Genomic DNA, 13,186 nt, shown 5'->3' on the forward strand with positions numbered 1-13,186 from the left:
GTACGTTCTGTAATCCTATTCGCCACTGTGCAGCAACCGCCGGTTACTCTAATTTACATGTAGCGCAATACCACACATCAAAATGCATCCATTCATAAAAATCATTGCAATCAATCGTTACACAAATTCTTACATTAGCCAGCAATTCAAAAAATCATTTACCAGTTATGATAACCAATCACGAAATAGACTACCGCATCATTGGCGAAGAGATGCAGTATGTGGAAGTAGAGCTTGACCCTAATGAAACAGCCATTGCTGAAGCCGGGGCATTTATGATGATGGATGACGGCATACAAATGCAAACCATTTTTGGCGATGGCAGCCAGCAGAAAAACACCGGATTTATGGGCAAACTTTTCAGCGCCGGCAAAAGGCTGCTGGTAGGGGAAAGTCTTTTTATGACGGCATTCACCAATACCGGCCATGGTAAAAAAAGGGTAAGCTTCGCGTCGCCTTACCCCGGTAAAATAATACCGCTGGATTTGTTGCGGCTTGGCGGTAAGGTAACCTGTCAGAAAGATGCTTTTCTCTGTGCGGCAAAAGGCGTAAGCATCGGCATAGAGTTCCAGAGAAAACTGGGTACCGGCCTTTTTGGCGGAGAAGGTTTTATTATGGAAAAACTGGAAGGCGATGGCATGGCTTTCGTGCATGCCGGCGGCCATGTGCTGGAAAAAGAATTACAGCCTGGCGAGTTACTAAAAATTGATACCGGCTGCCTGGTAGCGTTTACACAAACCGTTCAATACGATATACAGTTTGTGGGCGGCATTAAGAATACGTTGTTTGGTGGCGAGGGTGTTTTCTTTGCAACACTCCGTGGCCCCGGCCGTGTATGGATACAAACATTACCCATCAGCCGTTTGGCGAGCCGTATTTTAGCTTATGGTACGGTTAACCGAAAAGAAGAAGGCAGCATACTTGGCGGTATTGGCAACTTGCTGGATGGTGATTAGTAAGCAATAAAACCGTTACTGTTTCTGCCACCGCAGGTGCCGGAAACATACTACCCCGGTCTGAAAAGCCGCCATGAGAACAGAACGTACAAGTGAGTGACACAAAGGAACGATGCCATGAAATACCTCTGCCCGTAACATAAAAAATAAAGCCCCGGTAACGGGGCCTTATTTCTTTATTTCAACAAATTGTGCAGTTGAATATTACCACCTGCTGCCGCTGTTGCTGTAAGAAGAGCGCCTGTTGTTACCGTAACCGCCGCCATTGCCAGTTTTTTCTTCCCTGGGTTTAGCTACTGTTACGCTGATGGCCCTGCCTTCTACATGTGCGCCGTTCAATTCTTTGATAGCTTTTTCAGCGGCTGCATCGTTAGGCATTTCAACGAAACCGAAACCACGGCTGCGCTGAGTGAATTTGTCTAAAATAACTTTAGCAGAAGATACGTCACCGTATTCTTCAAAAAAACCTCTTAAGTCATCGTCTTCAACGTTGAAACTTAAGTTTGAAACGTAAATGTTCATGTTAAAATATTGATTATAAAATTTTCTGAGAAAAAACAGGAGTAAAGAAGACTAACTATTAGCAGCTTATATGCGTAGCAGAAAAAATCGTTCACTTACTAAATACTGTAAAACTCAAATAACGTGGCAAAAGTAAGCGAATAAACAATGCCTGTCTAAATTATTTTAAAAATAGTTTGTTATCTTTTGATTAACGCCTTTTTGCAGTACCCGTCTTAATTTTAGTTGCTAAATATTAATCTATGGAAAAACGTAAGCTTGGCAATTCTGGTTTGGAAGCCGCACCCCTGGCGTTTGGCGGCAATGTATTTGGCTGGACGATTGATGAACCCTCTTCCTTTAAAATACTGGATGCTTTTGTAGGCGAGGGTTTCAACCTTATAGATACCGCAAATGCTTACTCCCGCTGGGCGCCGGGTAATAAGGGCGGAGAATCGGAAACCATTATTGGAAACTGGATGAAGAAGAATAACAACCGGAGGCAAGTACTCATTGCCACAAAAGTGGGCGCCGACATGGGAGAAGGGAAAAACCTTTCTAAAGCGTACATACTTAAGGAAGCGGAAAAATCTTTGAAAAGGCTGCAAACGGATTATATTGACCTGTACCAATCTCACTACGACGATGAGGTTACGCCGGTTGAAGAAACGATGGAAGCTTATGCGCAACTGGTAAAAGAAGGTAAGGTACGTGCGGTGGGCACCAGCAATATGAGTCCTGAGAGGTTGTTGCAATCCCTGGAGGCAAGTGAAACAAACCACCTGCCACGGTACGAAACCCTGCAGCCTTTGTACAACCTGTACGACCGTGAAAAATTTGAGCGTGAATATGAGCCTGTTTGCCTGGAACGCAATATCGGCGTGCTGAATTACTACGCTTTGGCCAGTGGTTTTTTAACAGGTAAGTATCGCTCTGAGGCCGACCTCGATAAAAGTGCCCGCGGCCAGGGTAGCAAAAAGTACCTTAATGCCAAAGGGTTTGCCATATTGGAGGCGTTGGATAAAGTGTCTGCGGAATACAATACAACTCCAGCCGCGGTTGCTATTGCGTGGCTGTTGGCAAGGCCATCTGTAACGGCGCCTATTGCCAGCGCCACCAGTGTTGAGCAATTAGAGTCACTGGTAAATGCTACAAAACTTGTGCTGAGCGGGGAGGCGCTGGCGCTGCTGGATGTAGCAAGCTCTTAAACATGTGAGATGTTAGATGTAAATGTCAATGTACATCCCACATCTAACATCTAACATATTTTTTACTTTTACCCTTACATGATAAAGTTCACCGCTACCATAGAACAGTTTAAAGAAAATGCCGATAAAACCGGTTGGACGTACATTACTATCCCTGTTGATGTTGCTCAAAAGCTAAACCCGGGCAATAAAAAAATTTTCCGTATCAAAGGAAAACTGGATAGCTACAACATCAGCGGAAAAAGCCTGTTGCCAATGGGCGATGGCAGCTATATACTGGCGCTTAATGAAGCTGTGCGCAAAGGCATTAAAAAAAGAAAAGGAGCTACACTGCAGGTTCAACTGGAAAAAGACGAAGCCCCTGTTGAATTTTGTGCCGAGCTAATGGAATGCCTGGAAGATGAGCCTGTCGCCAAAGAATACTTTAACAGCCTTACCAAATCTCATCGTAAATATTTTTCAGACTGGATAATGTCGGCCAAAACAGAGCCTACCAAAACAAAGCGTATAGCGCAGGCCATCAACGCTATGCAAAAAAAATTCGACTTTGGCCAAATGCTCCGCAGCCTGCGGGATGAGCGCCGGGAGCTGAATGGTTGAAAGCCCCGGGCTACTTGATAAAACTTTGTCAATTTAACCGGCCGATATATGCCAGAATAATATTTTTGCGCTATGAACCAATTGATGACAACCGGCTTTTCTGCTTTGTTGCTGCTCGCTGTAGGCTGTGGCAATGATACCCCGTCCGGTGAAACTATTGAAAACAGTAATACCGTTCCAGCCCCTCCTGTATTAACATACAGTGTAGTAAAAGTATATCCGCACGATACCACTTCTTATATCCAGGGTTTAATATGGTACAACAACAGCCTGTACGAAGGCACAGGCAACTACGGCGAAAGCCGGTTAATGAAGGTGGATATAAACAGCGGCAAAGCCAGCCAGGCTATTGATCTTGACAAGAAGATATTTGGAGAAGGTATTACCATATTGAATGATAAAATATATCAGCTTACCTGGAAGGAACATAAAGTATTTGTTTATGACACTAAAACATTCAAAAAACTACAGGAATTTGAATGGCCTTACGAAGGGTGGGGCATTACCCATAATGGTAAAGAACTTATCATTAGTACCGGCAGCAACAGTATTTACTTTGTAGAGCCCGCCACCTTTAAAATTTTGAGAACCATTGGCGTTTCAGACAATTACGGTCCGGCAGGTATGATTAATGAGCTGGAGTACGTAAATGGGTTTATTTATGCCAACCAGTACGAAACAGATTATATACTCAAAATAAACCCGCAGACCGGTACTGTAGAAGGTAAACTTGACCTTGAAAACATCCTGCAGAAAAACCAGGTTAAGTACAACCCGCAGGCAATAAATGTATTGAATGGCATAGCTTACGACAGTGCTAAAAACAGCTTCCTGGTTACCGGTAAATGGTGGCCTGCGTTATTCGAAATAAAGGTTAACTAAGGCTGAAATTGCTACAACCTTTTTCTCATTACATAATCATTCATGTAAAAACCGCTGCCAATGGCTACATCCACTGTTTCTACAATGTCAAAGCCTTTTTTGCGGTAATAACTGCAGGCAGGGTTGTTGCGGTTTACGTTTAAAATAAGTTCAGTGGCAAGGTGGGCTTTGGCAGTTTCAATCACTTTTTCAAGCAGTGCTTTGCCGGCGCCGGATTTTTGTATGTCAGGAAGCACATACAGTTTTTGCAGTTTCCACCTTTTTTGCGGTTCCACTACATTACAGCTTGCAAAACCAATGGGTTCGTTACCCTGTTCGGCTATGTAAAAATGATGGTGATGGGCAAACTGTTCTTCCAGGGATGAAGTACTGTATATCAGGTCCAGCATGTAATCCAGTTGTTCCGCGGAAAGTATGCTGCCATACGCCACAGGCCATGTAGCATAAGCTATCTGCCGTATTACAGGTATGTCGTTTACAGTAGCGGAGCGGATGTTCATAAACGTTGGATTGTGGTGCAAAATAACCAGAGATTATTAAAACTAATACTATTGGTTTTTTATAAGCAGAAGTTTTTTAGGGGTGCCCCCAAGCTATCGCAAGGGGTCGGGCTTTCCGCTATTACTCCGGCACAAGACCCCTGCTGCGATGGCCTCACCGGGGTAGCCGCTTCAATCCCTCACCCTCAGGTGCGGCCTGCTGTCTCTGCCACACAGTGCCAGAAACATGAACGTAGCCTGCCGTCTCTGCCACGCAGTGCCAGAAACATGAACGTAGCCTGCCGTCTCTGCCACGCAGTGCCAGAGACCACAGGCCGCCTGTCGTTTCTGCCACGCAGTGCCAGAAACATGGATACAACATGCCGTCTCTGCCACACAGTGCCAGAGACATACATACAGCAACCTATTATAAAAGACTTACAGCTCCACAGAAGCCACCCTCAAACTAAACGTGTTTACTTCGAAACGGTAAAACCAACCAAAAATTATAGCGGCAATAAGTTATTTGCGGCGGAACAATTTTTTATTCAGCCAATGGTTTAAATAGCCGCTGCCAATACCAACAGCAGCGCCGCCCAAAATATCGGTGGGATAATGTACACCCAGGTACATCCTCGAGTAACCAACGCTGGCAGCCCAGGCGTATGCAGGTACGGTTATATACCATTTTTTATATTCCAGCGCCAATGTGGTGGCTGTGGCAAACGCTACGGAAGTATGGCCGGAGGGGAAAGAACGCATGTCATTGCCTGCTTCATAAGGGTGTATAAGGTCGGGATAGGAAGCTACCGGCCTGTCTCTCCGGATGATACGCTTGGCGCCTTGCGAAATAATGGTAGATACCAGGAAAGTGCCAGCCAGTTCGTACGCGTTAAGTTGGGTTTCTTTATTGGACGATAATGCCCCCGCTATCCACAGGCCAACCGGCAGCCCCGCTCCAATGTAATAAGCCGATGCAGAGGTTGTTTTCCAATAGCCTGAACTGGGGTTATCCGGATTAATGTTCTTAAGCGTGTTGATATCGAAATTCTGCCCCTGCACCCCAAAGCAGGCTGTTAATGCCAGCACTGCGGTAATAATGTAACGATGATAATATTTTTTCAAAGTATTGCTTTAACGGTTATACCAATGTTGCCAGGCTTTCCTCAATGGTTTTTATGCGGGCTTCCGCATCGGCTTGTTTTTTTCTTTCATACGCTACCGCCTCGGGTTTGGCGTTTTGTACAAAACGTTCGTTACCCAGTTTTTTTTGTACGCTTTCCAGGAATTTTTTCTGGTATTCCAGGTCTTTCAGTAGTTCCTCCTTCAATGCATCCGTATCAACCTGTTTGCCGGTTACAATAAAGAACTTGTCTTTTTCTACAGCAACAACAGTTGAATGGGCAATGGGTTCGGCAGTATAGGCAACAACCGCGGCGTTTACCTGCCGGGCCAGTATGCCTTCAATGGCTTTAAACATGGTGCCTGAATCCGTTTGAATATGCAGCTCAATGGCCTCTTTGGGCTTTAACTGGTTTTTGTTACGGGCATCACGTATGGCTGAAATTACTTTTTTCAGCAGTTCGCCTTCCTGCAATACCAGCGGATCTGCGCTGGCGGCAGGCTCTAACTGTTTTACGCACAGGTCGTCTGCTCTTTCCTGCAACTGGTGATAAATTTCCTCTGTTACAAAGGGCATGTAAGGGTGCAGCAACTGCAGCAGTTTATCAAAATAAGTCACAGTTTTATCATACACTGCGGCGTCTATTGGCTGCTCAAAGCCAGGCTTCACCCATTCCAGGTACCAGTTGCAAAAGTCGTCCCATACCAGCGAATAGATAGTTTTAAGCGCTTCACTAAGCCTGAACTGCTTCATCAACCCGTCAACCTCGGCCGTAGCCTGGTTCAGCCTGTTTTCAAACCAGGTAACCGCAAAATGAGTGGTGAGTGGTGAGTGGTGAGTAGAAGAATCTGTTTCGTCACCTACTGACTTCTTGTCTCCTTGACTCGTTGACTCTCCTTCCTGGCTTTTTGACTCCTTGTCTCCCTGACTCCTTGACTCCTCGCTTTCCTGGCCGCCTGATTTCTTCCCTTCCCACATTTTTACCAACTTTAGCGCATTCCATATCTTGTTGTTGAAGCTACGGCCCTGTTCAAGGCTGGCTTCATCAAACAGCAGGTCGTTACCGGCAGGCGAAGAAATCATGATACCGAAGCGTACAGCGTCCGCACCGTACTTGTCAATCAGTTCCAGCAGGTCGGGGGAATTGCCCAACTGCTTGCTCATTTTACGGCCGAGCTTATCCCGCACCATACCGGTAAAGTACACATCGGCAAAAGGTTTTTCCTTTTTGTATTCCATGCCGGCCATAATCATGCGGGCCACCCAGAAAAATATGATATCCTGCCCGGTTACCAGTACAGAAGTGGGGTAGTAGTAGTTAATGTCTTCATTGCCGGGATTGGTGATGCCATTAAATACTTCCATAGGCCACAACCAGGAGGAGAACCAGGTATCCAGCACATCTTCATCTCTTGTAAGCTGCATGTCGCGGGTTTGCGGTTGCTCTTCGTGCAGGGCTTCCAGGCTTTCCGCTACGTAACAATTGCCTGCTTCGTCATACCATGCGGGTATTTGCTGCCCCCACCAAAGCTGCCGGCTAATGCACCAGTCTTTTACGTTTTCCAGCCAATATTTGTAGGTTGCCAGGAATTTATCGCCGGGGTGTATCCGTATATCGCCACTGGTAACAGCCTCCAGCGCCGGGCCGGCCATTTCCTTCATCTTTAAAAACCATTGGGTAGAAATGCGGGGTTCTACTACCGTATCGGGATTGCGCTGGCTAAAGCCCAGGCGGGTGGTATAATCTTCTTCTTTAACCAGCAGTCCATCGGCTTTTAACTGCTCAATGGATTTTTTGCGGGCCTCAAACCTGTCAAGCCCTACAAATACCTGCGCGGCTTCGCTTAATGTGCCGTCTTCGTTCAGGGTGTCTATTACTTCCAGGTTGTGCTTCAGGCCCAGGTTATAGTCGTTAATGTCGTGGGCAGGTGTAACTTTTAGAGCGCCGGTTCCAAATTCCTTGTCAACATATTCGTCAAATATTACCGGCACGGCGCGGTTAACCAGTGGCACAATCAGTTTTTTGCCTGCCAGGTGTGCATATCGCTGGTCTGTGGGGTTAACGCAAACGGCTGTATCGCCCATAATGGTTTCCGGACGCTGGGTAGCAATAACTACATGATCGCCGGATGCATCAGGGCTGCCTGTTTCGCTGGCCACCAGGTATTTTACATAATATAGTTTACCCTGCAGGTCTTTATAATCTACTTCTTCATCGCTAAGGGCAGTCAGCGCCTTGGTATCCCAGTTTATCATACGGGCACCCCGGTAAATAAGCCCTTTTTTAAACAGGTCAGCAAACACTTTCATTACGGCTTTGTAATAATGGTCGTCCATAGTAAAGCTAACCCTTTCCCAATCTACGCTGCAACCCAGTTTTTTAATCTGGCTGTAAATGATGCTGCCGTATTTTTCTTTCCATTCAAACGCGTATTTCAGGAATTCCTCACGGGTAAGGTCGGCTTTTTTAATGCCCTTTTCCTTGTCCAGCATCTGCACTACTTTGGCTTCGGTGGCAATGGAAGCATGGTCGCTGCCGGGTACCCAGCAGGCGTTAAAGCCGCTCATACGGGCCCTGCGCACCAGTATATCCTGTACGGTTTCATTAAGGGTGTGGCCCATGTGCAGCACACCGGTAACATTGGGGGGCGGTATTACTACGGTATAAGGTGGGCGGCTATCGGGTTTGCTGTTGAAATATTTTTTATCCAGCCAGTGGCGGTACCATTTATGCTCGGCTAAAGAAGGTTCAAAATTTTTGCTCAGTTCCATTATTCGCTGTTTGCTGATATATTGAAGTTTCAAAAAAACGGGCTGCAAAAGTAAGCATTCCGGCGGGCAGTAAAGAGGGGCGCAACAAAAAAGCCCTTCATCAACTGAAAGGCTTTGAAATTTTTTGCAGAAACAGCATTACCACAACAACATTTTGGTATCCCAGCGGCCCGCGTTGGTTGATTGAACCGGGGCGTCAGGTTCACTGGTTTCGCTAAACTCTTGCACCACTTTAGTGGCCTCCTGTATAGTAGTAGCTGATTCGTTGCAGATTTTTTTAGTGCAGTCTTGCACAGAAGTCTTTACTTTTTCTTTGGCTTTACTTACCAGGCTGTAACCGTTTGTGCAACCCGTAAGAAAGGCCAACAAAACAATTAGAGATAATAGTTTACGCATACAGCAGGTTTTGCCCGACAAATGTATAAAAGAAATTCCGGATAGTGGCTGTTAAAGAATTGTTGTTTGCAGTGGTATTATCGGTTAGCAGACTTTTTTTGACGATGAACGTGTTAGAAAAAAAATTCTATAATGCGGAAAAAGCCGGGCTTTTGTCAATGCTGAATGGCTGCGGGATTGAAACGGAAACCCCGCTACCCCTGAAGGGGGAATGCAGCGCGGCGGGGTAGCGGAGTTGCAGTGAAAAGCCCGGACCACCGCCGATTAGAAATTCTTTACCGAAAGCCCCAAAATTCTTACCGGCACATTCGTTGCAGTTATCATAATATTTGGAAACGCAAAACGTTAACCTGGCTATAAACCACAAATTGTGTGAACTTAGCTATAGATTTAAACCAGTGAGCATGAAATACCTGTTACTTTTTTGTATGGTTGCTGCCGGCGGCAACCTTAGTGCACAGTGTAAAACTTTTACCATTGGTGTAAAAGGCGACACGCTAAACTGTATTGACGTAAACAACATGAAACAGGGCAAATGGGTGGAACACATTGAGCCCTTGCGTGGAGAGCCTGGCTATGAGCAGGAAGGGGTTTACAAAAACAGTAAAAAAGATGGGTTGTGGCGCAAATACAGTTTGCAGGGCGATATACTGGCCATGGAAAACTACCGCTTTGGCAATAAAAATGGCCGCTGCCAGTATTTTAACCTTAATGGCCTGGTACGGGAAGAAAGCTGGCGGGCCATAGACCCTGCCAACCCTTACGACACCATTAATGTGTACGACCTGAAGGATGAAAATAAAATTTACGCCAAGGTGATACGGGTAGACGCATCTGTGGTAAAACATGGCGAATGGCGCTATTATGACCCCGTTACCGGCGCTTTGGAAAAAACAGAAAATTACCAGCTTGGCCAGATTTATGAGCCTAACAAAAAAGTTACAGTAATTGATGCGTCAGCCGGGGATTCTACAAAAACCGCGCAAGCTGACAAAAAGGTGAAGCCTAAAGAAATAGCCGAATGGGAAAAGAAAAACTCCGGCAAGAAAAAAATTAAGGTGAGGGATGGCAGAACCGGTTACTAACCCCCTTATTTCACCCTTGGCTTCCAGGCAACTTCCTCCACATTTAATAAATGGCCGGTATAACGTGCCAGCACAAAAAGATAATCACTAAGGCGGTTAAGGTATTTAATAACCAGCGGCTCTACAAAGCTTTCCTCCAGCTGCATGGCCACGCAAATTCTTTCGGCACGGCGGCAAACGCAGCGGGCAATATGTGCGGTTGAAACGGCTGCATGCCCACCCGGCAATATAAAATGTCGCATAGGCGGCAACACTTCGTTCATGGCGTCTATCTCTTTTTCCAGCAGGATAATGTCGGTTTCCAACAGGTCGGGAATTTTCATCAGCGGTTCTTTGTCGGGGTCGCAGGCAAGCGAAGAGCCGATGGTGAACAACCTGTCCTGTACTTCTTTTAAAATAGCTTTGGAAGGTTCGTGGGGTAATTGATCACCAAGCAGGCCAATGAAAGAATTCAACTCATCCACCGTACCATAACTTTCAATACGCAGGCTGCTTTTAAGCACCCTTGTGCCGCCGATAAGAGATGTTTTGCCGGTATCGCCTGTTTTGGTATATATTTTTAAAGCCATAATGATATGTTTTGTCGAGTTGTTGAGTGACTAAAGGTCTGCAAAAAACTGGGAGTGGCTGATGAGATTTTTGTTTGAAGAAACACGGGAGTAATAATAATGGCGCGACACCCTAACCGGCGGTTTTGGAAGTACCGGACTATAGGTTTTGCAGGACGGTATGCAGCCACTAATATTAATAACAATGCACAACAGCCAAAGCCCCGGGGCAACATGTTTAGCAGTTAAAAGTTATGGTGACCGGGAACGCTGTAGTGCGATATGTTTACCAGTTATTTTGTAAAGGTTGCCAACACCCGCTACGTGTAACCGGTACCGTGCTTTCGGGTGAGGGATTGAAGCGGTTACCCCGGTGAGGCCATGGCAGCATGGCTCTTGTGCCGGAGTAATAGCGGAAAGCCCGGCCCGAGGAACGAGGGACCCCCCCAAAAAAATATCAAAAAAAGCCGCAGGCATTTTTTGCTGCGGCTTTTACTATAGGAGTAATACAATTTTACTTTACTTCTTCGGCAAGTAATTCTTTGTCGGCCATTTGTGCCGTGGCCACTTTTACTTTGCCACGCTCTTTGCGTATGATGCGGGAGAACAGGGAAATCTCCTGGTCGAACAAAAAGCGGAAAAACAATTTAAACCACGAAGTATGGTAATATAAAGAGTTGTAGTAAGCTGGCGCTGTTTGCCTTATCTGCGGCAACTTGTTCCAGGGGATGGAAGGAAAATCGTGGTGCTCATTATGATAACCTACGTTAAAAGCCACCGTATTGAGTGTGCCGTAATAGCTATAGGTTTCCTGGTTTTCTTTTACAATATAATGTTCCTGTATCCAGCGGGCGCCCAGCGGGTGCAGGCCTACGGAAAAGAAAAAGCTTAACAGCAAAAAAGCTACGGCTTTCCATCCAAACAACATCCACATGGCAGTGGTGAAAATAATTTGCACGCCAAAATTGAGAGCGCTCCATTTATCAAAAGCCTGTATTTCCTTCAATCTTGAAATGCGGAACAACTGGAAGAAGGGGTACAGCAGCAGCCAAAGAACTTTGCCTATAAAGTAATTGTTGATGAGTTTAGCCTCCCAATGATTGGGCAGGTCGGCATCCAGTTCATGCACACCCTGGAAAGAATGGTGCTTTAAGTGATAACGTTCAAACGCCACAGAACTTGGCAATACCTGCGGCACGTTGGCAAAAATACCGGCCAGCCTGTTGGCTATTTTGCCTTTAAAAAGCAACTGGTGTGCACATTCGTGAATCATTACAAACAGCGCATGGTCAGCAAAGGCACCTACAAAGTAGGCCACCGCAATAATAAGCCACCAGCTTTGGCTGGCCAGCAAAATGGCGAGTGTAACCTGCAATGCCACCAACCCGAGAATGGCAAAAAAAGTATACGGGTTTTTACCTATCAGTTTCCTGATATCGGGGTGCTGTTTTAAAATCTGCTTGGTGCGGTCGCGGTGCGGTTCCGGCACGTTGGAATGGATAAAGTCGGTTCTTTTGGCCAAAATGATAAAGTTTGTTGATGCTTTGAATTGAACAAGATAACGCTATATTATGATGCCAGAAGCGTTTTGCGCATTATTTTTCGCTTAAAGGAAACAAATGCGCCTGGCAATGGTTTGCAACAAACCGTTAAAGAAACCGGTGTTGCAACCTGTGCTAACTAACACCATTAGTTGCTGCTTCTTTGTGGATTTTGCCCACCAGGCCCTGTAACACTTTTCCGGGGCCGGCTTCTGTAAATTCTTTAGCGCCATCGGCAACCATGGCCTGTACGCTTTGCGTCCACCGCACGGCGCCGGTAAGCTGGTTGATAAGGTTGGTTTTTATTTCGGCAACATTTGTTACAGCTTTGGCCACGACGTTCTGGTAAACCGGGCAGGACGCCGGGCTGAATGTTGTGGCATTAATGGCGGCAGATAATTCTTCTTTAGCCGGCGCCATTAACGGGGAATGGAAAGCGCCGCCTACCGGCAATATCAACGCCCTTTTTGCACCGGCGGCTTTCATTCTCTCACAGGCAATTTCGACGCCTTTTACAGAGCCGCTTATTACAAGCTGGCCCGGGCAATTGTAATTGGCAGCAACCACTATCTCACCGGTTTCGTTTTGTACTTCGGCGCATATTTCTTCCACTTTTTCATCGCTGAGCGCTAATACGGCAGCCATGGTAGAAGGGCGCATCTCACATGCTTTTTGCATGGCCAGTGCCCGTATGCTTACCAGCTTAAGGGCGTCTTCAAAACTTAGTACATTGTTGGCAACCAGGGCAGAAAATTCGCCGAGGGAGTGACCGGCCACCATATCGGGACTTGCATTTTCCAGTGTTTTAAACGCGGCTACTGAGTGCAGAAAAACGGCAGGTTGTGTAACCCTGGTTTGTTTCAGCTCTTCATCAGTTCCTCCAAACATAATATCACTAATGCGAAAACCTAGTATATCGTTGGCCTGTTCAAAAAGTTGTTGTACAGTTTCATTAGATTCATACAGGGCTTTGCCCATACCACTAAACTGCGATCCCTGCCCGGGAAACACAAATGCATGTTTACTCATGTCGGTTTGGTTAAGTGGGCAAAAATAACGTTGTTATTGAATGAAAAAACAAAAAAAAAGCTACAT

General features: G+C 45.9%; 13 protein-coding genes. 5 read left to right on the forward strand and 8 right to left on the reverse strand.

Annotation, left to right across the window (positions count from 1 at the left end):
- Positions 1–167: 167 nt before the first annotated feature.
- Entirely contained in the window at positions 168–956 is a 789-nt protein-coding gene (locus F0364_RS20075; RefSeq protein ID WP_153799586.1) for a TIGR00266 family protein, read from the forward strand.
- Positions 957–1,160: 204 nt separating this feature from the next.
- Here F0364_RS20075 and rbp read toward each other — a convergent pair whose 3' ends face one another.
- Positions 1,161–1,478: an RNA-binding regulator gene (rbp, locus tag F0364_RS20080; protein WP_153799587.1), complete on the reverse strand. Its 318-nt coding sequence runs from the start codon at positions 1,476–1,478 to the stop codon at positions 1,161–1,163.
- Between the two features lie 242 nt (positions 1,479–1,720).
- On the opposite strand from rbp, the gene F0364_RS20085 reads away from it, so the two are divergent.
- The 3 genes from F0364_RS20085 (at position 1,721) to F0364_RS20095 (ending at position 4,147) form a co-directional block, all read left to right on the forward strand.
- The gene (locus F0364_RS20085) at positions 1,721–2,665 is read left to right on the forward strand and encodes an aldo/keto reductase (protein ID WP_153799588.1); all 945 of its coding nucleotides are present in this window, start codon (positions 1,721–1,723) and stop codon (positions 2,663–2,665) included.
- Between the two features lie 78 nt (positions 2,666–2,743).
- The gene (locus tag F0364_RS20090; RefSeq protein ID WP_153799589.1) at positions 2,744–3,265 is read left to right on the forward strand and encodes a YdeI/OmpD-associated family protein; all 522 of its coding nucleotides are present in this window, start codon (positions 2,744–2,746) and stop codon (positions 3,263–3,265) included.
- A 72-nt stretch (positions 3,266–3,337) separates the two neighbouring features.
- Positions 3,338–4,147 (forward strand): glutaminyl-peptide cyclotransferase, encoded by an 810-nt coding sequence (locus F0364_RS20095; RefSeq protein ID WP_153799590.1) that lies wholly within the window; start codon positions 3,338–3,340, stop codon positions 4,145–4,147.
- 11 nt (positions 4,148–4,158) lie between these two features.
- Here the strand turns inward: F0364_RS20095 and F0364_RS20100 are convergent, their stop codons facing one another.
- The 4 genes from F0364_RS20100 to F0364_RS20115 all read right to left on the reverse strand — a co-directional run bounded on the left by F0364_RS20100 (position 4,159) and on the right by F0364_RS20115 (position 8,917).
- Positions 4,159–4,647 carry a GNAT family N-acetyltransferase gene (locus F0364_RS20100; RefSeq protein ID WP_153799591.1) on the reverse strand — a complete coding sequence of 163 codons (489 nt, stop codon included), beginning with the start codon at positions 4,645–4,647 and terminating at the stop codon, positions 4,159–4,161.
- A gap of 501 nt (positions 4,648–5,148) precedes the next feature.
- The gene (locus tag F0364_RS20105) at positions 5,149–5,751 is read right to left on the reverse strand and encodes a phosphatase PAP2 family protein (RefSeq protein ID WP_153799592.1); all 603 of its coding nucleotides are present in this window, start codon (positions 5,749–5,751) and stop codon (positions 5,149–5,151) included.
- 16 nt (positions 5,752–5,767) lie between these two features.
- Positions 5,768–8,521, reverse strand: a complete 2,754-nt coding sequence (locus tag F0364_RS20110) for a valine--tRNA ligase (RefSeq protein ID WP_153799593.1) — start codon at positions 8,519–8,521, stop codon at positions 5,768–5,770.
- A 138-nt stretch (positions 8,522–8,659) separates the two neighbouring features.
- Entirely contained in the window at positions 8,660–8,917 is a 258-nt protein-coding gene (locus tag F0364_RS20115) for a lipoprotein (protein WP_153799594.1), read from the reverse strand.
- Positions 8,918–9,321: 404 nt separating this feature from the next.
- Here F0364_RS20115 and F0364_RS20120 point away from each other — a divergent pair, with 404 nt between their 5' ends.
- Entirely contained in the window at positions 9,322–10,002 is a 681-nt protein-coding gene (locus tag F0364_RS20120) for a toxin-antitoxin system YwqK family antitoxin (RefSeq protein ID WP_153799595.1), read from the forward strand.
- Positions 10,003–10,007: 5 nt separating this feature from the next.
- On the opposite strand, the gene F0364_RS20125 is transcribed toward F0364_RS20120, so the two are convergent.
- The 3 genes from F0364_RS20125 to fabD all read right to left on the reverse strand — a co-directional run bounded on the left by F0364_RS20125 (position 10,008) and on the right by fabD (position 13,120).
- Positions 10,008–10,571 (reverse strand): cob(I)yrinic acid a,c-diamide adenosyltransferase, encoded by a 564-nt coding sequence (locus F0364_RS20125; protein ID WP_153799596.1) that lies wholly within the window; start codon positions 10,569–10,571, stop codon positions 10,008–10,010.
- A gap of 493 nt (positions 10,572–11,064) precedes the next feature.
- Positions 11,065–12,072 carry a fatty acid desaturase gene (locus F0364_RS20130; RefSeq protein ID WP_153799597.1) on the reverse strand — a complete coding sequence of 336 codons (1,008 nt, stop codon included), beginning with the start codon at positions 12,070–12,072 and terminating at the stop codon, positions 11,065–11,067.
- A 154-nt stretch (positions 12,073–12,226) separates the two neighbouring features.
- Complete coding sequence (gene fabD, locus F0364_RS20135) at positions 12,227–13,120, reverse strand: ACP S-malonyltransferase (protein ID WP_153799598.1); 894 nt, start codon at positions 13,118–13,120, stop codon at positions 12,227–12,229.
- Between the last annotated feature and the right edge of the window lie 66 nt (positions 13,121–13,186).

It is taken from the genome of Foetidibacter luteolus (genome assembly GCF_009650435.1).
GTDB classification, from domain to species: Bacteria; Bacteroidota; Bacteroidia; order Chitinophagales; family Chitinophagaceae; genus Foetidibacter; species Foetidibacter luteolus.